Source organism: Mesorhizobium sp. Ca11, assembly GCF_020165275.1.
Lineage (GTDB): Bacteria > Pseudomonadota > Alphaproteobacteria > Rhizobiales > Rhizobiaceae > Mesorhizobium.
Genome location: NZ_JAIUHU010000002.1, coordinates 26,038 through 49,490, shown reverse-complemented (window position 1 = coordinate 49,490; position 23,453 = coordinate 26,038). Strand labels below are relative to the sequence as shown.

At 56.2% G+C, this 23,453-nt stretch carries 16 protein-coding genes and 3 pseudogenes; 8 read left to right on the top strand and 11 right to left on the bottom strand.

The window, feature by feature from the left end; translation table 11 throughout:
* Window positions 1-448: 448 nt before the first annotated feature.
* From LB538_RS03920 to LB538_RS03880, 9 genes and pseudogenes are all read right to left on the bottom strand, one after another.
* Window positions 449-2,212: a DUF2326 domain-containing protein gene (locus LB538_RS03920; protein WP_224527595.1), complete on the bottom strand. Its 1,764-nt coding sequence runs from the start codon at window positions 2,210-2,212 to the stop codon at window positions 449-451.
* Window positions 2,209-2,454 (bottom strand): ABC-three component system middle component 6, encoded by a 246-nt coding sequence (locus LB538_RS03915; RefSeq protein ID WP_224527592.1) that lies wholly within the window; start codon window positions 2,452-2,454, stop codon window positions 2,209-2,211. The genes LB538_RS03920 and LB538_RS03915 overlap by 4 nt, the downstream gene beginning before the upstream one ends.
* Window positions 2,455-3,264, bottom strand: coding sequence for an HNH endonuclease (locus LB538_RS03910; RefSeq protein ID WP_224527589.1), 810 nt, complete (start codon window positions 3,262-3,264; stop codon window positions 2,455-2,457).
* The gene (locus LB538_RS03905; RefSeq protein ID WP_224527586.1) at window positions 3,254-3,460 is read right to left on the bottom strand and encodes a hypothetical protein; all 207 of its coding nucleotides are present in this window, start codon (window positions 3,458-3,460) and stop codon (window positions 3,254-3,256) included. Before LB538_RS03905 ends, LB538_RS03910 begins: the two co-directional genes overlap by 11 nt.
* A 176-nt stretch (window positions 3,461-3,636) precedes the next feature.
* Window positions 3,637-5,409, bottom strand: coding sequence for an ATP-dependent helicase (locus tag LB538_RS03900; protein WP_224527583.1), 1,773 nt, complete (start codon window positions 5,407-5,409; stop codon window positions 3,637-3,639).
* Entirely contained in the window at window positions 5,402-7,195 is a 1,794-nt protein-coding gene (locus LB538_RS03895; RefSeq protein WP_224527579.1) for an ATP-dependent nuclease, read from the bottom strand. Before LB538_RS03895 ends, LB538_RS03900 begins: the two co-directional genes overlap by 8 nt.
* Before the next feature lie 236 nt (window positions 7,196-7,431).
* The gene (locus LB538_RS03890; RefSeq protein WP_224527577.1) at window positions 7,432-8,097 is read right to left on the bottom strand and encodes a hypothetical protein; all 666 of its coding nucleotides are present in this window, start codon (window positions 8,095-8,097) and stop codon (window positions 7,432-7,434) included.
* A gap of 839 nt (window positions 8,098-8,936) precedes the next feature.
* Window positions 8,937-9,286 (bottom strand): annotated as a pseudogene (locus LB538_RS03885) (transposase); the annotation flags it as partial.
* 72 nt (window positions 9,287-9,358) lie between these two features.
* Window positions 9,359-10,328 (bottom strand): annotated as a pseudogene (locus LB538_RS03880) (IS110 family transposase); the annotation flags it as partial.
* 738 nt (window positions 10,329-11,066) lie between these two features.
* Here LB538_RS03880 and LB538_RS03875 point away from each other — a divergent pair.
* A complete protein-coding gene (locus LB538_RS03875) occupies window positions 11,067-13,007 on the top strand; it encodes a hypothetical protein (RefSeq protein ID WP_224527576.1) in 1,941 nt (646 codons plus the stop codon).
* Between the two features lie 64 nt (window positions 13,008-13,071).
* Here the strand turns inward: LB538_RS03875 and LB538_RS03870 are convergent, their stop codons facing one another.
* On the bottom strand, window positions 13,072-13,215 hold the full coding sequence (locus LB538_RS03870; RefSeq protein ID WP_224527573.1) for an IS66 family transposase: 144 nt from the start codon (window positions 13,213-13,215) through the stop codon (window positions 13,072-13,074).
* Window positions 13,184-13,915: pseudogene (locus LB538_RS03865) on the bottom strand (IS66 family transposase zinc-finger binding domain-containing protein); the annotation flags it as partial. The gene LB538_RS03870 and the pseudogene LB538_RS03865, both read right to left, overlap by 32 nt.
* Window positions 13,916-14,190: 275 nt before the next feature.
* Between LB538_RS03865 and LB538_RS03860 the strand changes: the two are divergent.
* From LB538_RS03860 to LB538_RS03830, 7 genes are all read left to right on the top strand, one after another.
* On the top strand, window positions 14,191-15,216 hold the full coding sequence (locus tag LB538_RS03860) for a hypothetical protein (protein WP_224527571.1): 1,026 nt from the start codon (window positions 14,191-14,193) through the stop codon (window positions 15,214-15,216).
* Between the two features lie 205 nt (window positions 15,217-15,421).
* Complete coding sequence (locus tag LB538_RS03855) at window positions 15,422-17,668, top strand: TOMM precursor leader peptide-binding protein (RefSeq protein WP_224527569.1); 2,247 nt, start codon at window positions 15,422-15,424, stop codon at window positions 17,666-17,668.
* A complete protein-coding gene (locus LB538_RS03850; protein WP_411908988.1) occupies window positions 17,665-19,008 on the top strand; it encodes a SagB family peptide dehydrogenase in 1,344 nt (447 codons plus the stop codon). The genes LB538_RS03855 and LB538_RS03850 overlap by 4 nt, the downstream gene beginning before the upstream one ends.
* A gap of 22 nt (window positions 19,009-19,030) precedes the next feature.
* Window positions 19,031-20,566, top strand: a complete 1,536-nt coding sequence (locus LB538_RS03845; protein ID WP_224527567.1) for a S41 family peptidase — start codon at window positions 19,031-19,033, stop codon at window positions 20,564-20,566.
* A gap of 374 nt (window positions 20,567-20,940) precedes the next feature.
* A complete protein-coding gene (locus LB538_RS03840) occupies window positions 20,941-21,396 on the top strand; it encodes a MucR family transcriptional regulator (RefSeq protein WP_318011890.1) in 456 nt (151 codons plus the stop codon).
* Between the two features lie 339 nt (window positions 21,397-21,735).
* Complete coding sequence (locus LB538_RS03835) at window positions 21,736-21,984, top strand: hypothetical protein (protein WP_224527565.1); 249 nt, start codon at window positions 21,736-21,738, stop codon at window positions 21,982-21,984.
* Between the two features lie 12 nt (window positions 21,985-21,996).
* Window positions 21,997-23,424: a tyrosine-type recombinase/integrase gene (locus tag LB538_RS03830; RefSeq protein ID WP_224527563.1), complete on the top strand. Its 1,428-nt coding sequence runs from the start codon at window positions 21,997-21,999 to the stop codon at window positions 23,422-23,424.
* The last annotated feature ends 29 nt before the right edge of the window (window positions 23,425-23,453 follow it).

Genomic DNA, 23,453 nt, shown 5'->3' with positions numbered 1-23,453 from the left:
TTCAAACGGCGCCGTAGCGAACGAGCGGCGGCTTTGCGCCTTCCGCTATGCTGCCTCAAGTCGGTTGTATTGGCCCACATTAGAAAACCCTTGACCTGACGTTGCTGAGGAAGCGCCGTTCTGCTCTCGCGATAGAGTCACTGGGACGTCCAACCACGGACGTGCCAGCGAGGTGGCGTGCATTCAATGATAATCTGACGCGGATCGAACGAGGGACTGGCAGCATTCTTTATCGCTACGCCGATGGCCAGGGACTGGAGCGTCCGTTCGGGCAGCTTGTTCGCTGCAAAGAGCAGCGGATCCCTGCCGGCAAGCAGGCGGTTGAGGCGGATTGGCGCGCCTATGCCAAAGCGCTCGGGGAGGCGTTCCTCAAAGGGGTTCCAAACTCGTTAGATAGCGCAGGCGCTTATCCGCGCAATCACGCCGCGAACAAGAAGCGGACAACAACCTATTCTGTTTTTTCGCGGGGCGGCAATTTTTTGCCGAGTAACCGTCCCTTATTGCCGTCATCCGTCAGGCGAAGGCGGACGGCTCCGTCTAGCTCAAATGCGCCAAGATGCTCCACGGGGAGAGCGCCCGAGTTGAGGCAGCAGATGTATTGAAAGCCCTCCTCCTCCGATTTGTCGGCGGCCAATTGCAGCGCTAGGCCGTACTGCCGCGGATCGACATCGGCGAACATGGTGCTGTCATGAATGAGGATGTTGAACGGCGCCTTACGCCGCGCCCTCAGAGTTGCTACCGCGAGATCGAAGCAAAAGACGACCATCTGGTCGACACCATCGCTTCCCTCGCGGTCTATCGAAATTCCAAAGCTGTATCCGGCCTGCTTGACGTCGATGCTCAGCCGACCAGACTTCCCATACAGAAACCGCGTATAGTCTGCGAAAAGCCCGATCACCTCGTCCGTCGTTGCGCGGCGATCCTCCAGATCACGTTTCAGGAGCGCGCGTGTTTCGATCATGCTTGCCGACAGAGTGTCTTTGCGCGTGTCGAATCTCTTGCGCTCTTCGATCCTTGCCACCAGCGAGTCATGAAGTGCTTCGAGGTCCGTGAGGCCACGCTGAAGTTCGATCAGCGTAGCGAGCGCGCCGCTCGACTGTAGCGTTCGTAGCAAATCCCGCTTCTCCAACGAGAGCGCGTCAATGTCGCGACTTCTCGCGCCGATCTGATTTCGGAGCCGAGCGATCTCCGCCTTGAGAAAATCGTGGCGGTTTCGATAGATCTGCGCGTGGAAGTGCGCCACTTCCGCCAAGGAGCGCAACGCCTCTTCTTTGAAGATCGCGCCGGCGTCCCTTAGGATCTGTAGCGGTTGGTCCGGATTTGATGTCGGCGCGTCCTTCGCGCTACGCTCGTAATATTCGAGCAGCCGGGTGTCGCTGTGATTGTCGTTAACCAGGTCGTGTATCTGACGGTCTACCTTGTTGAGCCGCGACTCCAGCGCGTCGTAATCCTGGCGCACATTGAAGCCGGCAACTTCATCGCGCTTCGTTGCGATCTGCTTTTCAAGCACGACGCGCTCGGCCTCTAGGTCCCCAATGCTCTGCTCGTCGGTGGAATCCGTTACTTCCTCGAGGGCCGCGATCGCCTTCGCGATTTGGTCTTTCTTCTGCTGCTCCTCATGGAGGTCTCGCTGCTTGTCCCAGTTCAAAGACAGCAGATAGGAGATAACCAACCGGCGCTGGGTACCGGATTGGTTGCTGAAGGCTTGCAGTGGGTCGACATACGCCTCCTTCCCGATCCGGGCCTGATAGAGAAATAGCTCCCGGAAGCTCGGCGCGTATTTTCCGAGTTTAGGTGCGTACGCGTCGTTCACGAACCGACGCGAGAGCAATTTCAGCCAGTCATCAGCCGTGATCAGGGACCGGTCGCCGTCGCTGGAAATCGCTTCGACATCCACGCCCTCAAAAAAAGCTTTCGAGACGAGGACAGTATGTTCGTTGGTGCGCCGGTCGACGCGGATATCGCGGCCCTCGTGCGTGAAGGTAAGCCCGAACGAAACGCCGGCCAACGCGGGATGGCTTAGAACCCGATCACGCGCAATACTCCCACCAAGGCAGAAATGTATGATGCGGATGAGTGTGGTCTTGCCGAGTCCGTTCGTGCTCTCGTGCTCTGTCGAATCTGCCGCGATTTCGGCAAGTACGATGTTCATTCCCGGCTCGAAATGCGCTGTGCGGAAGTCGGGTAAATCGGATCGAACCTCAGTGATCATTGCTGACCTCCTGGGTTCGCGGCACGTCGGAGGATTCCACCTTCAACCGCGATCACCGATCCCGCGAAAAGCAGCGTCAGAGCGGCAGCGAAGCGGTCAAACGTCCGAACCTGCGGATTGGCGGCGAGCCGATCCCAAAGGCTGGAAACAGTGTCGTTGTTACGCATTTCCGCAGCGACCGTTGCTGCCACGCCTAACACCGAGAAATCTATCGGCACATATTTGGTAGGGAGGACCGACATCTATTTCTCGAACACGTCGCAGATTATGAACAGGTGTGTGAGCATACAAAGGCCGGCCGCACCCCGCGAGGTCTCCAGCCTCTGTCCTGCTCCAGCCCAATCATTCAGTTGTAGAAAAATCTCGTCGCCGGTGTAGCCGGCCGTCTTCAACTGCTCATAGCGCTGAATGAAACCGTTGCGTAGCCGGTTCGGGAATTCCGGATCGAGTTGGGCCGCTTTTCGTATGACCTCCTCACACTCCTGTGACTTGGCAGCACCCATCGTAAGCAGAAGCTCAATGCTCGGTCCGAGTCCGTTCTTCGTGATTTTGTCTTTCGGCGGGATTTGCTTCAGCGAAGGAGCTGTCACCGGCGCGCCTGCCGTCAGCAGTGCCTTGGCTGCAATCTCGAGCTCTGCGAAACCGACATCGGTGATCGCGCGCGTAAGCTTGCCGCTGAACTTTGTCTCGTGCCTCTCCTTCCAGGCGATCAAAAGCGTCGCCGGATAGGTTTCATATTGGGTATCGACCTTCACATGATGGGTCGGGCAAAGAAGTATGAGATTCGAGGGGGCGTCTCGTTCCGCCGGCGTCAAGCCGGGCTTGGAACGAGGGCCTGTATCGCTGTGAGCGTAAATATGAGCGATCTGCCCGATCACCTTCGCATCGGAATACTCGGTGGCGGAACTGATGATCGGCTCGTGACAATCCGGATGCGCGCATTGATTACCCGACATCCCGAACAACACTTTTAATGTTGTCTTAGAATAGTTCCTCGCCGGCGGCGGTGGACTTTTTTTGGACAGTTCATCCGGACTCAGATCAGAGGGCATCAGAATTTGTAACACAACGTTCGGCCGCTGCTCCAGCAAATGGCGGAGAGAGCATTACATATGCACAAGCTGCAGCCAGCTTGGTCAACGTTCGCGCGAGCTGTTCGCGCCCATCAGCTTCTGGCGAATCGATCGACAACAGCAGCCAGTTTGCTGCCTGGCTTGCCTTCGAGGCCGCGCTGAAGATCGGCTTCATGTTGTACTCGAGGACCTCGAGCCAGCTGGCGATATATTGCGTGTGGATCGATGCGCAGCTCCTGCGTAATGGAAAGATATCCCTAGAGGAAAGCCACACCCAGTTCAGCGATAATCTTCTCCATTGCATAGGCAGCGTTACCGAAGCGACCCCGAAGGACCGCGATCAAGGCGAGATTACAGCCTATCTTGGACCTCGCGGACAAAGCTGGAGGGCGCCGCCGCAGAATAAACCATGTGAACCTCGCTCTTTGCGCGCGTCAAACCGACATAGAATAACCGCCGCGCTTCGAGAAGCTGCTTTTTTGTTTGATTGAAACGCGGCATTTCGCCTGCGTCCATTCCGAACAAAACGACGATCGAAAACTCTCTGCCTTTCGCGCTGTGCAACGTAGAAAGCACCAGTCGGCTAGCTCCTTCTCCAACGCCCGCGAAGAGCCCCAAAGTCATTTCCGACGTGTCGCCGCCGTCGGATATGCGAGCCAAGAACGACTCGACGATCGCTTGCTCATCCCTGAGCATACGGCATTTGCCAAACAGGTCGCCCAGCAGTTCTTCCTGGCACCCGGTGAGCCATTCGTGCAGCTTCATCTCTGGATCGCGTCGCGACCAAAGCATGGAGACAAGGCGCTGCTGAAACTCCGCCTCACGGTCGCTCCCAGAAATCGCCTCGCCGAATAGACGCAAGCCTTCTGCGGACAGCCGAGAAAACCGTGGCGCGCCTCGCTGCCAGCCACCTGCGCACCAGAGCGCGCATTGCTCCAACCAACGGATAACACGACTGCTGCGGGGGTACACGGCGTTCGTGTCGGTCCTGATAACACCTAGTCCACGAGCTCGGGCCGCGTCGGCGACAGCGTTGCCGATCTTTGCTGTCGGATAAAGAATTGCAATATCGCCAAGGCGAAGGCCTGGGCTTCTAGCCTGTATTTCCGGGAAGGTTGAATCGAACAAATAGTTGGCGCGGGTCGATTGTGCGCCCTGCAATGGGTGAAAATAGACCTGCCCCTCGGGCGCCCCGTCCGGAGCCTGGTATCCGCGGCCCGCACCCAGCGCTAACTCCGAGGCTGCGACAATTTTCGAGCCGCATCGATAGTTTAATTGCAGCGGAATAGTTTCGACGTCCGCGCGCTCGCTGAGTTGCTCTAAAAGCTCCGGATACGCACCGTTGAAGCCGTATATGGATTGATCGACATCTCCAACCGCGAACAAGCGCATCCCCGTGCTGAAGCAAAGTCCGAGCACCATACGATGCAGGGCACGCCCTAAGTCCTGGTACTCATCGACTGCCAAAATCGGAAACTTCGCCAGGAGCGCTCGCTGAATCCACTCGTTGTCCCGCAGCGCGCGCACCGCCAGCAAAGGCATATCTTCAAAGTCGATTAGCCCCCGCTCTCGTAGTCCTGCTTCGTACGCCTCTGAGAGCTTCGCCAACCTCTCGTTGATGCCATACCACTCCTTGGCCTCACGGTTCAGGATGGAACGGCGGTAGGTGTTCATGTCGAACTTTAAAGAAGCGGGATTTCCGCCGCCATAGACCTTGGAGAACGCCTTTCCCAGAACCTGCTCTTGCTGCTGTTGGTTTGCGACCGCGAAACTGTCCGGCAGGCCAAGATTTGCGGTCTTCGCGTAAGGTAGGACGATCTGCGTGAGGGAAAACGAGTGAACCGTGCCTATGAAGACGCGGCGATCTTGTTGCACGCCAAGCGCGTCGAGCCGAGTTTCCAATTCCCTTGCACATTCATTGTTGTAGGTGATGCATGCGAGCCCTCGCGGCTCCTCTACATCTTCGGCAAGCATCCGAGCGAGTTTGATCGTGAGGGTCTTTGTCTTGCCGCTGCCAGGCCCGGCCAGAACTACGCAGTTGCCCTTTGAATTGTAGGCATCCCACTGCCCCTTGTTATCGCGGAGCTGCTCGGCAGCACGCAGATACAGCTTGCGGTCAAACACGGTCCGCCACGTGCTTCAGCGCGCGTTTGATGTACCCGGGCGGGGAAATTCCATTGATCTTGTTGGCGAGCCGCTGCGCGAATCTCCCCTTACCTATATCCTCGATCAGTCCGAGGTATTTCGCTGTGTCCAACGTGTCGTAATCCGCCTTCCATCCAGCAATGAGCGCCTTCTTCTCGTCGCTAAACGACGTCTCTTCGAGAACCTCGATGATGGGCTCGGCAAAGTCGTCTTCGAACAGGTCTATCTCAAGCGTGTGATCGTTTGAAAAAATGCCATACGCTTCACAGCGGTCACAGAGTATCCCAAGTTTTTCAATCGCACGCAGCTCTTTCATCAATGCGACCGGCACCTTCCCGGTGCGCACTGTCTCGATCGTCCGGACGAGATTTAGAGTTCGGTTGTAACCCAGAGCATTTGCTTTGGGCATCGGGTCCCAATCGGTCACGACCGCGAACGGTATCTCCAATGCGCTAAGGAGTTTGACGTATGGCGTGAAATTCGTGCCTGAGACCGAACATACGCTAATTCCCAACTCGTCGAGTGGAAGTTTCGCCTCATGGGCGAACTCTGGAACAAGGAAACGTTCCGCGTCCCCTTCCACCAGGATCACACCCCGCGCGAACAATATTTCGGCACGAGTGACGTCAAGATAACGCTCCAGATCATCGAACTCCGCCTCGCTCAGCGAGAGAGACGCGGTCGACCGGCCAACAGTGCCTCGGTCTGCCGTGTCCTTTAATAGCAATATTGATCGGAGGGGTGCGACACTCGCGATATTCGGCGAGTGCGTGGTTAGCAAAACCGAGAGCTTCCTGTTGGCGTCTTTGTCAGCACTCTCGAACAGATGACGGTAAACGGAGCGCTGCAGGTGTGGATGGAGATGCGCTTCCGGCTCTTCGATCGCAAGCAGCGTGTGATCGCGCTTACTCTCGTTGATCAACTTCCTGATTTCCAATGCTTTGAGTGTTAGGAACACGATGTTGGCCGAGCCGAGACTGGCCTCGCCTATGCCGCGCATTCCATCGTCGATAAGCAGGCGAATACTGCGATAAAGGCGGTTCGTATCAAGGGGGGCCAAGCCGAGGGTCGGCTTAATATCCTGCCTCGCCCCGCTCATGGATTTGAACAGGGATCTGATTCCCGTCTGAAGCTCTTTAACCTCTATGAACTCGGTAAGCTTATCGGTCGCTTCTTCAATTGCGTTGGTGACATCGGATAGGTCCTCGTGATCGATGCCGCTGAACGCATCCTCGATTAGCGGCCTCAAAGGCGAGCGGCGCCAGTTCGCAAGGTCGCCTTCCGCATCACGAAGCGCAGGCATCAAATCCATGATGATGCGACGACGGAGAGCATGGCCGAAACGCTTACTCTCATGCTGGCCGCCATAGCACATGAACTCAAGATCATCGTCGCTAGTCGGGTCTCCAGCGATGGCAGGCTTGGAGCGACATACGTAATTCAGACGCACCGTATCGGGATCGTCATCGAGACGAAATTCGGTGAGCATCGCGAGCACATTCAGATCGCCTGTGAAACCACGAATGTCCACGCAAACCATGATTATGTCGTCAACGCTTGGTCCACCCAACCCGTCCCAAAAATCGGAAAGCTGCAACTCGCGGGCGGAGTCCGGCATCGTCGGATCGAAAATCAGGCGAAGGGCATGGATCAAGTTGCTCTTGCCGACGCGATTTTCACCAACGATCACCACGTCGCCCGAAAGCTCGACGTCAAGAGATTTGAAGTTGCGAAAATTGCGGATGATGATTCGTGAAAGCTGCATCGTTCCCCCTAGATGCAACCATGTCGGACGCAGAAATGAAATTCAACGAAAGAGTGCAAACCAAGCATTGCGCAAAATATTTAGTCCCGCTGCTCCGAGTCCGAGCCTGGTGTTCGGCCTTGCATTGGACGTCTAAGGGTACCTCAGTTTGGGGGGCGACTTGGCGGAGTTGGCCGCGCCGCGTGCGTGGCCTTGGCTTCCAGCGATTTCTGAACCCCCCAGCCTCTGGTCCGCAGCTAAGCAAACCAATGGATGCGAGGATCGATGCGCCCCACATCATCCCCAGCCGGCAGTTCCAGAAACGCGCCGAGCTGGTAGTGCAATTGGTCGCGGTAAGCTTCGAGCTTGATAAGGTCGCAGCGCCGCGATTGCTTGTTGGTGGTCTTCTTGATTTCGACCACGAGAAGGTTCTCTTCATTGACGCCGCGATGATGCACGACGATATCGGGATAGACGGGCGTGTTTTCCCCGCCGCATTCCAGCGGCAGGTTTAGCCTCTTTGGGCTGCCGTCAAGGCCTACCCGGTTGTACTCGGCATCGACTTTGTGATCGGGAAAGCACTCGCGCACGAAAAGATGAGCGAGCGTCGCCCCGAGTGCACGCTCGTTCACATCGAGTTCGAGCAGCTGCTTCTGGTCATCCACGAATAGCGTGACGGCCTTCTCCAGACGGGCTTTCGTTTCCTCGATGTCCATAAGAGAATTCTGCCACAGACGCGTCGCAACCGAAACCCGTTCGGCGCGGACGGTTTTCACTTGGAGGGAAACGCGGGGGAGTGCGGCGACCAGCCACGGCCTTGCTACGGTCATTCGAGAGGTCGGCGGCGAACCTGGCACCGATGAGCAATGGCAATCAAACACAACAATGTCGGGAATTACGAGCGTGAGCAGGCGGTACCCCATCGCAATTTGCTAATTTCTACACAATACCAACGGCTTGTCATTAAACCACACATTGCCTTAGGTCGCCGCAATGTGCGGGAAGCGGCGAAAAACTCAGCAAAAACAACCAACCGACCGACGCACAATGTGCGCCCTTTTATCTTGCCGTCTTAATCGGTTGTGCTTTCCGCGACTTATTCTCCATCGTCGTTCTTCCTCCGGCCTACGATAATAAATTATTCTATGCTCTGCGACGCGATCCCGTATTCGGGCGTCGAGTCCCGATGCGCCGTGTAGGCGTCCGCGCTCTGCGACAGGGTCAAACGGCTGGACGAAAGCAGCGCTGGGACCGTCGTGGCGCACTTTTCCATCGGAGTGACGGAGCGTCGTCACTGGCAATTCCGCGCGGTCCGCCGTCTGACGATCGGCGCGGCCGCAGGCAATGTATGGCCCGCCCCGATCTGCAAGCGGAATGTCTTAAGATGCACACTCGGTCTGCACCAATGTATCCGGCCTCGGCGCTTTGGGCGCCCTGCCAAGATGGAGATTCGCGCGCCCGGCTCCTAACAAGATACACGACCTCGAAAGGGCCGCTGCCTGCTGACAGGTTTGTCGAACGCCGATCAACCGTTGGGCCATCTCTATGTACATCCTCCCGCAGACTTTATGCGGCCGAGCAGTTGCCGGGACGCACCCGCTCGGCCAAACTCGTTACCCTTTGGAGGCCGTTACGGCTTCATAGGGTCGTTGCTTTGACATCACGGCCCAGGCGATCCGGGCCAGCTTGTTGGCAAGCGCAACGACCACCACGTTGGGCTTGGCGCGCTGTAGCAGCCAGGCGCCGAGCTGAGGTGTCCATTCGCCAGATATGGCAGTGCCGCTCGCGCGCCATGGATCAGCAGAACGCGCTGTAGGTGCTCCCGCGCTTGCTTATCCCGGTCAGCCGCGGCTTGCCGCCGGTCGTGATCTGACGTGGAACAAGCCCCAGCCAGGCGGCGAAGTCACGCCCCTTGGCAAACGCCGATACGTCGCCGACCGCTGCGGCCAGCGCCGTTGCGTTGAGCGCGCCAATGCCTGGCACGCAGCGCAGCAGACGGGCTCGTTCATCGCTTCTGGCGAGTGCTTCGAACTCCTGGTCGAGCTGCTTGATCCGATGATCGAGTTCGTGCAGTTCACCGACCATGTCGTGAACGAGTTGCTGCATCCGGGCTGTCAGGTTCGTGTTGCCCGGCAGGTTCTCGCGCAGCCACAGGTTCAGCTTTGGCCGACCCTTGGCGATGATCATGATCACCGCCAACTTGCGCGCCACGGCGACACAGGCCTTGCGGTGGCAGGAGCGTTTGGCGATCGCCTGGCCTCAGTTCCTGACCTTGTCGGAGCCCTTGAAGGGCGTCATCAGCCCCGACGCCGCCTCGTAGAGCGAGCGTCGAACATCGGCGTCGCCGGCTTTCGATATGCGACCCTGAACGTCGATCAAGGTGCCCGACTGCCATCGCCGCGAGGTCAGCCCGAAGTACGCCGCGACGTCGCGTGAGCGGCGGAAGCGCGACGGATCGTCGATCGCCGTCATGAACGAAAGTGCCGTGACCGGACCGACGACGGGGATTGCCATGAAGCGGCGGCACAGTTCGCTGTGTGCCACCATTTTAAATGACGAGATCGTGCAGCCGGCAATACTGCCTCCGTAGCGCTGCGCGCGCCGACAGCCTGGCGTCCATCAGCTCGGACGACAGTGGATCTTCCGCCACCGCGGTGCGCACCGCCTGCTCGAAGGCCCCTCGCCCCACTTTGCCCAGGCGGATGCCGAACGCCTTCAGCGAATGGCGTATGGCGTTCTCCAGATCGAGGAACTTGGCCTTCAGATTGCGGCGATGCGTCAGCAGAAGCTTCGTCCGGTAGCAGCTTTCCGACTTGATATGGGCTTGTCGGAACCAGCCGGTGCGCATGATGTAGGCGATGCCGAGCGCGTCGGCCTTGTCGGTCCCGTTGCGCTGCGCCGACATCGCCGCGCGCACATGCTGCGTCTCAGGCAGACGGCCGGCAGGCCGAGTTTCTTCAGCTCCGGATGCAACCAAGGCGACAAGGCGCCAGCCTCGTGGCCGACGCGACGTAGGCGCGGCAGAAACGCCTTCAGCACTAAAAACAGCGCATCGGGATCTGTCGCCGTCGTCTCAACATGCACCGCGCCATGCGTCGACGACGCACACCGCTGTCCCGTCAATCGCTACGTCCAGTCCGCAAAAGAATTCCATCGTTCGCCTCCTGCATTGCTTCACAGGGGGAGGTTCTGCCGCCGAGTCGCCGGCGATCGTCAGTTGACACGAGAAACCGGATCCCGAGCGGCATCCATTGCCGACCGGGTGCGCATTTCCCGCAGCGTATCCTTCGAGTGGACGCGGCCCATTATCTGGGAACGCGTGAGCGGATGCCGGAGCCGGCGAGGCGGAATCTTCTCAACATTTCTAGTGCGACGGCCCATAAGGCGGAGCTCCAGAATTCCAGCTCAGGCAATTCGTCTTCTGGAAAGACGCATGTAGACATGTCGGCACGAAGCCGGCCGTCCCATCTCCGCATGGACGCTGCCAATTCGCGTTCCGAGGCGGGAGCCCTTTAAACGCCATGGACCGACCTCTTCAGCGCCAGCGGCAAGGGCCCGCCTTTCTCCGTGAAGGACAACCTCGAGTTGTTTGAGTTGTTGATGGAAGTGAATGCCGGGCAACTTCCAACCTAGTTTCATTCGAGCGGCTACGACTGCGTTTGCAAATCAGGGAGCGGTCAAGGAGCAAGAAGGCAACTGTCTTGACCGTGAGGATAAAATCAACTATCGTTTTCCGTTGGTGTGATCCGGAGGGCTTGTCGTGAAAGTCAACAAGATCGCCTTGTTTGCTGCCATCGTTCTTGGGCTTATGTCGGCCGCCAGTATGGGGGGCAGCCAAATCAGTCACGCTGCGGGTTGTAATCCAAGTGTTACGCGCTGCTAGGCTGATAGCTTGGCGGACATATCCCAACCTCCCGCGTCAAGTGATCTAGCTGGGTCCTTACCGGAGATACTCGCCCGTCTCGGAGAGCGGTCATTTGGCTTGTCTTTTTTGTTTGGCACGCTTGTCATAGCGCTTTACGCCGGCAAGAGACTTGGTGAGTTAATTTCGCCCCCAAAGGGGGCCGAGTACGATTTCACAAGCATGTTAACACTCCCATTACTTGTGGGGAGGGAAACTTACAATCGGGCGTATGTATTCTACGTTTTCCTGCTTCTGTATTTTTATTTGATTTTATGCGTTTTTCAGCCCTTAATAGATATAGTCGGGGGGAAAAATACGATAAAGTTTGAAGGTGCCGCCTGGCCTTTGACGGGGGCGCTGCTTGTTGTTGGCGTATTGCCCGCAACACCGGTCGTGGCGCAAATAGAGCAAGCGTTACGGAGTTTTGCTTATAGGATCGCAAACATTCCAGACGACTTTTATAATCGTGTCACCGCGCTGTCGGCTCAAGAAATCGAAAATGTCGTGGCGGGCACCCCCCAGTATGAGGATGAGATCGAAACCTTTTGGAAGACCATCGCGCTGCTGTCGATCCTCGGCATCGAGTTTGATGACGCTGTCCGCGGAGCTAGGCGGTGTGTATCGCTCCGGCTGTTCGGGGAGTGGACGCTGGAGCGAGAAGACTTGTGGTCGTACGCCGAATATCAACGGTATGCAGACGTCGTCAAGTTGTTGACGCCACAATACGTCATTCTTAAAGCCAAGACTGAAGATCTCCTCGATGAGACCGCCTCGAACGCATTCGTAAAGGATTTCCTCTCGTCGCACGAAACTGTAACGGTTGGAGCTCGCGTTGAGCCGGACGCGGCGCGTGATCTCAGGCTAGCCGCCGATCAATTGCTGATACAAGGGAAGCGGAAAGGGGCGGTCCCAAGTGAAATTCCATTTTTTGAAGATCTCAGGAGCGCGAGAGAGGCGTGGAAAGATCACATAAAAGCCTGCGAAATAGCTGCAAAAAGACTTATTGCGCTCTTTTCAATAATAGCAAGGAACGACAAAAGAACCTTACGCGAATTGGTTAGACCAGAGAAGTCAAAAGCACTTCTAAGTGAAATGGCGCTCAGTTCAGATAAGAGGTATGCGGACCCAGGCCTCAGATTTTTCGCCAAGATGCTGCGGTCAAATAATACATCGACGGAACCTTGGTACAACAGCATTTTGCTTGCTTCTGGTGTCGGATTTGTAACGGCATACTTCACTGATTTTGCGTATCGTATTCTCACTCAAAATAGCATCGTCGCACCTCATCTCGGAATTGAATCACAGCCGATAGATGCCTTATTAACGAGTGCCTTTGTGAGGCCGCTTTTTGAGGTTTCTTTTCCAGCCTTGGCCACTCTCCTTTCGGGTTGCATTGCATTGTTTATGCGTTCGGCGAAGCTCCGTAATGAGGAATGGTTACCCTTCTATGACATCAGGACAATGCCGTTATCATCTTATGTCGGCATCTTCACGATGGCTTGGTTTATGGCCCTGCCGGCGCTTACATTGCAATGGATAGTTTTCTATGCACGGGGCGGAGATAAGGACGCTAATAGAGATAATCTCGTTCAGGTTATGCAGACGAACGCTGGAGTGGCCATCGCAATTGCCATTGTCGCTGTCGGGTTGTGCATTATTACGGATATAGTGGCAATTGCAATCTCTCACGATACCCAGAAAGAAGATAAAAGTGGTTTTGCATACAAGGCATGCGTATACGTATGCATATTGCCGGTCGCAATTGTATTCGGAGTTCTCATAGCAAGCCCGGGATATATTGCCCAGTTTGACTTTTTCGTCGGCCAGGTCTTGGTCTTTATCTCTATGATATTTGTGACGATGGCGTTCTATGTGTATGGACTTGAATTCAGAATGAAGTCGGCGAAACCCTGGCGCGTGTTCGTTTAGGTGAATATGGCCCGAGGTTTGTCTGTGGCCTTCATCAGCCTTGGGGCGCCCAGCCCGACGTTGTTCAGCTTGACGTCTCGATCAGCGAAGCGACGAGCCTGTAGCGGATCGCCTCGGCGAGCTTGATCTTCTGGCTGATCAGGCCGAGCTTCTCGCGCAGGCACGGCTCGAGCTCAGCCAGGATCAGTCGGCTCCTTTCCTGCCGCAAGCTTGGGCGAGGCTTTCAGCTTCTCCCGCAGCCGCTCGCGGACCGGACCCAGATGCCGGTCGGCGCGGCGGGCCCAGTCGGCGAGCGTGGAGCGATCCAGATTGATATTCTGCCAAGCGTAGATGACGATAGAGCGGCAGGTGAGACCAGAACCTGGGCGACCATCCCTCGGTCGGCAGTCCGCCTTCAATCAGCCGGGCGGGCGCCTGCACGACCACGTCCTCGCAAGCGCGACAGGCATATTTGGGCGCCGGACTACGCTCACGCGCGCGGCACAATGTCGAGCCGCTCGCTGACGTCTTCGCCGGTCCGATGAAATCCGTTGCCGCAGCATGGGTAGACATGGTTCTCGATGTCGACGACCATCTCGAAGCACGGCAGATGCTGCGGCAGCGCACCCCCGGTTCGACCGCCGCTTTGCGGTACGCTCCCTGCGCGTGGCAGGACCGGCACGTTCGGACGCTTCCTCGCCTGCCGCTTCGATCTGTTCGGCCTCCTCGAGGCCGAGGAGAAGTTGATCTTCGGGCAGGGTTTCGGTCCGGCGGCCGAAGCGGTGACGCTGCAATTCCTTGACGATCTGGGTCAGGCGAGCATTCTCGACATCGCGCGCCAAGACCATCGCCTTCAGCACATCCGGATTATCGGAAAGCTGGTCAGCCGAGCGCCATCGCCTTTTCGGCGCAGCGTGACAGACGGGCATTCTTTTGGATGTTTATTCGAACCCTCCAAAGCCTATCTCTCCAGTCTCCTCGGCGCGGTCGAATTGGTCAACCTTCTGAAGCTCACAGCTACCTGAGAGAAACGATTCGCAGAGCGGAAGACACGTCTCTTGACACGCCGCTGAAAATGCCGCTTAGTAAATGCTAAAGTAGTAGTTGATCAACATACAAAGCTCAATAAGACTGGATACTAGGTTCGGCGCCGAAATAGTTCGTCGAGCCTTAGTGGTGTCCTTTTGTTTCGTGGAGGCGAGACATGGCGGCGGAAAAAAATCCTCGAAGGGAAACAGATCCGCGGGCTGCACCGAATACAGAGCCTGAAATTGTTGGCAGACAATCAGAAGTTAATTCGCAGGAGCGCTCTCATGACGCGCTTTTAGTAGCGTCTATTGCGCTTCGTGCTATCGAGAACGAAGACTTTGGCAAGGACATACGGGCAGCAGATGCCGCGCGGCTTAAAGAGGTTGGTATCAAGTCGTTGTCTGTTGCCGAGTTCCAATCAGCTCTCAACGAAATGCTTACGACCATCAGGAGGATCGAAATGGCTTCCGTACAATCTGCTGGCACATCTGCGTCGCAACCATCTCCGGGCTTGCAGTCCGGCGCCACGACCTTCACGGCCGGGACGGTGTTCACAGGCGGTGGCGCAACGATTGGAACGATCGCCACCCAGGGCTCGATCGGCGCGGCGGGCGGCAGTTCCTCACAATTGTCCGGCGCCACGACCTTCACAGCGGGGACGGCGTTCACAGGCGGTGGTGCAACGATTGGAACGATCGGCACCCAGGGCTCGATCGGCGCGGCGGGCGGCAGCTCTTCACAATTGTCCGGCGCCACGACCTTCACCGCCGGGACGGCGTTCACTGGCGGTGGTGCAACGATTGGAACGATCGCCACCCAGGGCTCGATCGGCGCGGCCGGCGGCAGCTCTTCACAATTGTCCGGCGCCACGACCTTCACCGCCGGAACGGCGTTCACTGGCGGTGGTGCAACGATTGGAACGATCGGCACCCAGGGCTCGATCGGCGCGGCCGGCGCCAGCTCTTCACAATTGTCCGGCGCCACGACCTTCACCGCCGGAACGGCGTTCACAGGCGGTGGCGGCTCTACCACTGGAACGATCGGCACCCAGGGCTCGATCGGCGCGGCGGGCGGCAGCTCTTCACAATTGTACGGCGCCACGACCTTCACAGCGGGGACGGCGTTCACAGGCGGTGGCGGCTCTACCACTGGAACGATCGGCACCCAGGGTTCGATCGGCGCGGCGGGCGGTAGGTTCTAGCCTTTGGCTTGAGAAACTGGCCCTGAACCCGAGCGGAAAGCATCATCTACAATCCGCCGGGTTTGACTAGTACCAACCAGCAACCGCTAGTGCTTGTTGATCCAGAGAGGCAGAATTGAAAACTGTTGTCCCACTCGAGAGGTTGGTTCGGTTGGGAAGGAGGAAGCCGGTAAATCCGCCGGTTACTCGTGAGGTTGGCGCCTAAGTGTTCCGATTTCCGATCATTAAATCAAAGTACCATGTTGAGATCGTTGACGGGCAAGGAATCTTCCTGCTGTCGGAGAACGAGAAACATCTACTCGAGGGTGAGACGATGTTCCAGCTCGTTCCGCTTCTCAACGGTCGTAACGGTTGGCTTGACATAATATCGTTACTCGATCCTGTGGTAGGACGCGATGCCGCAATTGCGGGGCTTGACATATTGCTCCGGTGTAACCACCTCGAGGAAGCGGTTGATCCACAACTAAGGCCATTTCAGATATTTTGGAGTGAATTGGGTCTGGACGCCGTGCGCGCCGCAGCACTCATCGCCTCGAACCCACTCCACGTCTTCGGACTTGATGCGGACACCACCGCCGCAGTTAATTGCCTGCGAAGTTGCGGCTTTTCTGTCAATGAGACATCCCGCTGCTCTCTTCCGCTCGTCATAGTAGACGATTACCAAAATGGCGGCCTTGATGCCATCAATCGCCAGAACACTTCCTTAGGTCGGCCGTGGATTTTATTGAAGCCGCAGGGCCTCGTGCCGATGGTGGGACCGTTCTTCCGACCGGGGAAGGGGCCCTGCTGGAAATGTCTCGAAAATCGGCTCCGCCAGAACCGGGATGCCGAAACATTCATCAACCAGTACACTGGACGCAGTGCGCATTTTCCAATCAACAAGGCTGTTGTTCCGCTCGGTGAAACACAAGCCATATCTCTGACGATTCTCCAGATGATTCGTTGGCTTGCACGAGGCGAAAACGCCCACTTCGAGTCACGAATTTCTACCATCAACGTACTTACGGGAGAGCAGCGAACACATCAGGTTATTCGCCGACCGCAATGCCAGGTATGCGGCACGCCGATGATCGCAAGAGTAGCCGGCCGTCCCGTTGCGCTGATGGAACGGTCAGTGTCTACCGCAAATGAGAATGGCGTGCGCGCCGAAGATCCCGATATGACCTTCAATCGCTACGCCCACCATATCTCGGAGATTTCCGGAGTTGTAAAGGGCATTGCTCCCTCTCCCACTAACAGCACTGGACCCGTAAAATCGTATATAGCTGGTCACAATTTTGCGCTGAAGGCAGATGATCTCCTTTTTATAAAGAGTACTCTGCGTTCTAATAGCTCTGGAAAGGGCAAGAGCGAAGCTCAAGCCCGCACAAGCGCCCTTTGTGAGGCGCTCGAACGATACTCTGGCTTGTATCGCGGCGAGGAGGAACAAGTCTTTTCCTCTTTCAACCAACTAAGCGACGAAGCCATCGATCCGCGTACTGTTATGCAATTTAGCGAGACACAATACCTGGAGCGAGATAGCCGGCTCGCCAAAAGCAGCTTCTACCGAATGGTTCCGGTCCCATTTGACGAGAATGCAGTGATAAGCTGGTCGCCAATATGGTCGTGGACACAGGGGCGACGGAAGTATCTTCCGACGGGCCTAATGTACTATGGATTCCCGCAGCCGATGGAACTTTCTTTCGCTTGGGCCGACTCAAATGGCGCAGCTGCGGGCAGTTACTTCGAAGACGCGGCATTACAAGGGGCTTTGGAGTTAGTCGAACGTGATGCAGTAGCAATTTGGTGGGCGAACAGACTACCTCGTAAAAGCATCGATCTCGACTCGCTGAATGATCCATTCATTGACGAGTTGAGGGCATTTTATAAAGCGCGGAACCGAACGTTCTGGATTTTGGACGTCACATCTGATTTCAAAGTACCGGTTGCTGTTGCCATTAGTCGACGTGAAACCGGACCAACCGAAGATATCATTATGGGCTTCGGGGCTCACTTTGATCCGCGTATCGCGGTCTCCCGCGCTCTGACGGAAATGAACCAATTTATGCCTGCTGTTCTCGACATTTGCGAGAATGGCTTCACACGATACGGCATCGCGGATGATGATGCTATCGCCTGGTGGAAGACCGCAACGATTGAAAACCAACCTTACTTAACATCGACTCTCGCCAGCGTACGCATCGACGACCTACCGCCTGTTCCGGCCAGCTCAGTTACCCGATTGCTTCTTGAGCTCTTTGAAAGAATAGAGGCCAAGGGCTTGGAGATTCTTATTTTAGATCAAACAAGGCCCGATATCGGGTTGCCGGTAGTCAAGGTAGTCGTTCCGGGAATGCGTCATTTTTGGGCGCGTTATGCACCGGGCCGACTTTTCGATGTTCCTGTCGCGGAAGGCTGGTTGGAAAAAGCGAAAACAGAACCAGAGCTCAATCCCACGGTGATGTTTCTATGATACTTCATGAAGGCGGCGAGCAACCAGCAGCCACTGTTCGCCTGTCGAAGTCGGCATCGCTCCAAGATGCAATAGTCCCAATGAAGAGTGGACTACCCTCACGTTACGTTAATATTATTGAATGGCTGTCGAAAGACGGTATACCCTTGGAAGGGTGTGATAGCAATCTAATCGAAATACTAGAAGCTTTGGCTCGGTCAGGCTCAGTCGAACTGCACGCGGGACTCACGCGCGACAAACTAGTTCTCATTCCGAGCCGAGACGACTTCAAGCTTCGGCTAGATCCAGTTTCATCGGACTGCTTATGGAGGGTTTCCCGTTTCGCGTATATGCATTTCTCTAACGGCGTTTTGGTAGCTCGAAGCCCAACGGCGGACTGTTGGCTGAGCGTTAACGACGAAACGGTGTTTGAGATTCTTTATTCCCTTAAGGTCCCTTCGCATCTGCCGGCTGGCGAGCCAAACGGCGGTGTGATGAATACGTGTAGAATACTTGCCCGCGCCCAGATCATTGTTCCATGCGGGAGCTCCGGCGAGCCGTTGGAAGCCCACGATTCCAAGTACAGGCAGTGGGACTTCCACGATTTGCTGTTTCACTCGCTTAGCCGACTTGGCCGAACAACGCAGAAGATGGGGGGAGTCTACGCGTTCCGTGGCGAAATCGAGCCGCTTCCCGCCGCAAAGGAGCACCAATGGGCCGGTTCCTTTTGTGCCCTTCCCCGACCTGACATTTTACATCTGAGTCAAGTCGATATCAGCTTGACCACCGCGATAGAGACGCGCCGGTCAATTCGGCAGCACAGCATCGTTCCTATATCGCTGGCGCAGCTAGGTGAATTTCTCTTCCGTACCGTTCGAACACGGTGCATATTGCCAACTGCGGCCGGTGAACTGCTTAGCCGCCCTTATGCAAATGGGGGCGCGATTTACGAACAGGAGTTTTATGTTACTATTGACGCCTGCTTGGACTATCCTCGTGGCTTTTATTATTATGATCATATCAATCACGGCCTTTGTCTAATATCTCATCCGACTGCAGATATGGAGATGTTGATCGATGAAGCGAGCGCTTCGGCGGCGCGGGCTGTGAGGCCGCAAGTATTGATTACGATTGCCAGTCGCTTTCATCGCTTGGGATGGAAATATCGTGGTATGGCATATGCCACTCAACTGAAGAACATCGGAGCGATATACCAGACTATGTATTTGGTGGCCACCTCGATGAATGTCGCTGGTTGTGCTCTTGGGATAGGAAACAGCGACCGATTGTGCCGCATGACGGGCGAGGACTATCTCGTGGAGAGTTCTGTCGGAGAGTTTATGCTAGGTCGACCTCTTTGATTGCTAAAAGGGGCTTGGGCGGATGGATGATATCGAATATTGCGTGCTTGCTGCAGTTCGTGGTTGGAATACCGAACCAGATAGCGTGTCAAGAGAAGAGATTTGTACTCAGGTGGCTGCGGCGCTGCAGCACTACTACGCACATCTTCCGCAGAAACGATCTAGTCTGGCTATCGACCCGGTACAGTCACTAACCATATTAAGAACGTCGAAGTGCGAGAATGACTTCTCCAAGAACTTGCTGGGCATTATACACGCCTTACGTGATCGCCATACCACAATCAATCTGCCGCGGCCGTGGCAAGACGCTACGGCTTATGTTCCATTCATGATTGAACGTTGCCTTGAGAATGGCCGACCAACCTATATTTTGACAAAGCAATTTTTTGGATACGCAGACATTCCTCTGGGTGCATGCATTACTCATTGGAATGGCATGCCGATTGACCTGTATGTGTCAGCGTTCGCTGCGCAGACTTCTGGAGCACATGAAGCGGCCAGGTTGCGGCTTTCCGTGATGAATTTAACCCAGCGACCCCTCGCCTTCTTCTCGGTACCTATAGAGGATTGGGTCACTCTCACCTTTCTCCAAGATGGCAAATTGCGATCTGTGTCGACGCCTTGGTACTGCGCATATCGTACACCATTGAGCCCCACACCATCCGCCGTCAGGGACGGTTACGGAGCGGCTCTTCAAGGTGCCGACTATCAGCTCTTGCATACAAACAACTTTCTTCGCCAGGTGCCGAAAGTAACTAGCGAGAGGGTCTTGGCGCTAACTACAGATGATAATTTGCGTTACGGGTCGATCGAAACCAGTAGTGGAAGGTCTGGCTACGTGCGGATTTTTAGCTTCGACGTCTCAGATGATATTGCGTTTGTAAATAGATTGGCTTCTATCATTGCCTCATTGCCCCAAGAGACACTGATTGTCGACATTCGGAACAACCCAGGAGGATTGATCCCAGCCGGCCAGAAGTTCCTTAGGGTGCTTACAAATAAACCGCTGCTGTCCTCGCCGGTTCAGTTTAGATGCACAGATTACACGTTGAAGCTTGCGGAACTTGAGTGTTTCCGGATTTGGCGTCGTTCTATCGAGCTGAGCCCGCTTACCGGCTTAGAGTACTCGCAAGCTTATGCTTTATCTAGCTACGACAGTCTTCCGGCCTATCGCTATCCAGGAAAGGTTGCGCTGGTGATCGACTCGCTCTCATACAGCACAAGCGATTTTTTCGCGGCAGATTTTGCGGACAATGGTGTCGGTTTGATAGTCGGCGTTGATCCGACGACTGGTGGCGGAGGCGCGAATGTATTCGGCTTGGATAGGCTGGTTTCCTGGAGCGACGCGGTTGACGGGGGACTTTCTCGACTGCCAGGCGGGTTCGGGCTTACGATTGCAGGACGTAGATCACTGCGTACAGGTTTCAGTGCCGGTATTCCGGTGGAGGGATTGGGAGTAAGGGCGGACGTGCAATGCGAGTTGACCCGCGATGATTTACTGGGTGAAAACGTCGATCTCATCAATTTCACCGCCGCGGTGCTCAGAATGAGCCGGTGAAGAAGAAGCCGGACGGTGTCTCCCGATACAACGAGATTTTCTCCCCCGACTAAAGGCGTACTGATGCCATTGACCTCCGCTCTGCTGTATAGGGGCGAGCGGTGTAGTGTGCTGCAAATTCGTTGAGCAGGGTGGCGGTCATGGCGGCCAGATGATGCCCAACGTCGCCGGTTTCCACATAAGAGCGCCGCCATGAAAGGGAGATAGCGAGCAGATGCACGGTGAGCACCAAGCTGCCCCGCCGGGCGAGGATGGCGTATCTGAAGCAAAATCCATGCGGTCTGGGCGGCGGCGGTGGCAGTCTGTACTAATCTGCAGCGGTGGAGATATAGGACCAATGGGCGAACCGGTTTTGACTTGCCAGGAGGAAATACTTGAGTGATCAAAACGAAGCTATGACGGCCGATCTGGTTGGGCTGACGGCAGACATTGTCTCTGCCTATGTCAGCCAGAATCCCCTGCCCGTCGCTGGGTTGCCAGATCTCATCGCGTCGATCCATTCGTCTCTGACAGGTCTTGGTCAGCCGAATATGACCGAGGCGCCTAAACACGAACCTGCGATCAATCCGAAAAGATCGGTGACGCCTGGCTACATCATCTGCCTGGAAGACGGAAAGAAATTCAAAATGCTGAAACGTCATCTCGCGGTACACTTCGGGCTCACTCCAAACGAATATCGTGAAAAGTGGGGATTGAAGCCAGAGTATCCGATGGTTGCGCCTAACTACGCGGCCCAAAGATCTACACTCGCGAAGGCGGCGGGGCTCGGGCGTAAACCGCAACCTACCACGACCCGAAAGGCGCCAGCCAAACGAAAGCCTAGGGCTTAGTGAAGGCTGGCTGTTGGTGGGTCAAACCTCGGGCGCGCCGTCAGCGGCAGTTAGCCAATCGAGAACCGGGCAAGCTACCCGAGCGATCCTCGGCGACCTTTGCGCTCTAGCTGAGTGTCGCCGATAGCAGAAGAACGCTTCTTCGATAGTGGGTCTCGCCATGTAGCGGTCTCCCGACTCGAACCCCTGAAACTCACACAATCATCTTATTTATACGCCGTTACCGCAATTTACCGCAGTGCTTGATCGGCGCCCTTCCGGCGGAGGTAGATGCAATCTAGGTCCTGATCTCTGAACAGAAGTCCGTGCACTAGGCGGACATATGCCGCCGGCGAGATCATGGAAAGCGACACCCTCTCCTATCCTCCTCGCGGCCTCTCACGCGAAGAAGCCGCCCGATATATTGGCGTGGGCATAACCAAATTCGACCAGATGGTTGCTGACCGCCGCATGCCGAAGCCGAAGAAAGTTGACGGTCGTGTGATTTGGGATCGCCTTAAACTCGAAGCGGCGTTTGCCGAACTACCTGGAGACGATGAAGAGAACATCGTCGACTTCCTGTTGCAAGGAAACCATCGCAGGGAATAGATTCATTCCGCAATGACCGACAAATATCCCGACCTCTCCTCCTATACCGATCGCCATGGAAAACTTCGCTGGCGCTATCGGACGAAGGAGCGTGTGGTTAGTCTGCCGGCGCCTAACCAACCCGGTTTCAAGGATGCCTATCAAGCAGCGGTCGAGGGCCGGAAAGTCCCCAAGGCCCCCGTCGTCCAAATGCCCGGAGCTGCCCTGCCCGGCACGTTTGGAGCCGCGTTTCAACGGTTGAAGATCTCGGTCAAGTGGCTGGCGCTTGACGAAGCCAGCAAGCGCAAGAACACGCGGCTGATCGAAGAGTTTTTAGAACTGCGTGTGGTCCCTGATCACCCGCTCATCTGGCGCAACGTAGCGGTCAAAAACCTTAGACGCATCCATGTTGAAGAGCTCCTTGGCCGCTTCATCGCCACACCCCATAAGGCCAAGCATCTGTTAGTGGGCATACGCAAGCTGGTCTATGTCGCGCTGCGACAAGACTGGATCGAAATCGATCCCACAGCGGCGGTCGAGTGGCGGCCTGCATATGGCGGTTGGAAAGCCTGGTCGCGCGAAGCGATGGCGCAATTCGAAAACCGTTGGCAGCTCGGCACCGCGGCACGCACTTGCTACGGTTTGGCCCTTTGGCTCGGCAACCGCCGCGGCGACGTCGCAGGCCTGCGCTGGGATCAGCGGGTCACCCGCCGTGTCTTCATCGATGGTGTTGAGCGTCACTTCGACGGGTTTGATATCGTTCAGGCCAAGAACAAGGGACGAACAGGTGGCAAACGGCTTTTCGTGCCGATCACACCGATGCTATCCGAGATCCTGGATGCGGCCGACAGGCGCGGCGAGACCGTTCTGGTCAATGGCTATGGTGAGCCGTTCTCCGCCAAGTCGCTGACTGGAATGATGGCGCATTGGTGCAAGCTTGCCGATCTTCCGAAGGGGTTGACACTGCATGGCTTGCGGAAGTCGCTCGGTGTTTATCTGGCGGAGGCCGAGGCCTCAACGAGACAGCTCATGGACGTGCTCGGTCACGACGATATCGACCACGCCGAGCTTTATTCGCGCGAGGCCTCGCAGGTTCGGCTGGCGGTCCAAGGGATGGATCGAGTCGTACGCCTCGTGACGCGCAAGCCGATGCTTGGCGGACCTATTGGCGAACCTCGTGGCGAACCACCCCATAAAGCATTGATAAATAACGATGATGGTGGGCCCGGAGGACTCGCTTCAGGCTGGGCAATCATGCCTACGCCAAGATCACGCTCATGCAAAGCAATTGACCAGGGATTACGGTTGATACCATCGGCATGTAGAGCGCTCCGACTTGCCCACCGCCCAGACAGATTTGGGCCCCAAGCTTTACTTCATCGAGACGTTTTGGCGTTTGCAAGCAGCATGAGCAGACTGGCACTCCCGTGCGCGGCACGGCAACCACTCGCTGTCACGTAGGTTGTGGAACGTTAGATCTGTCCCTTTCA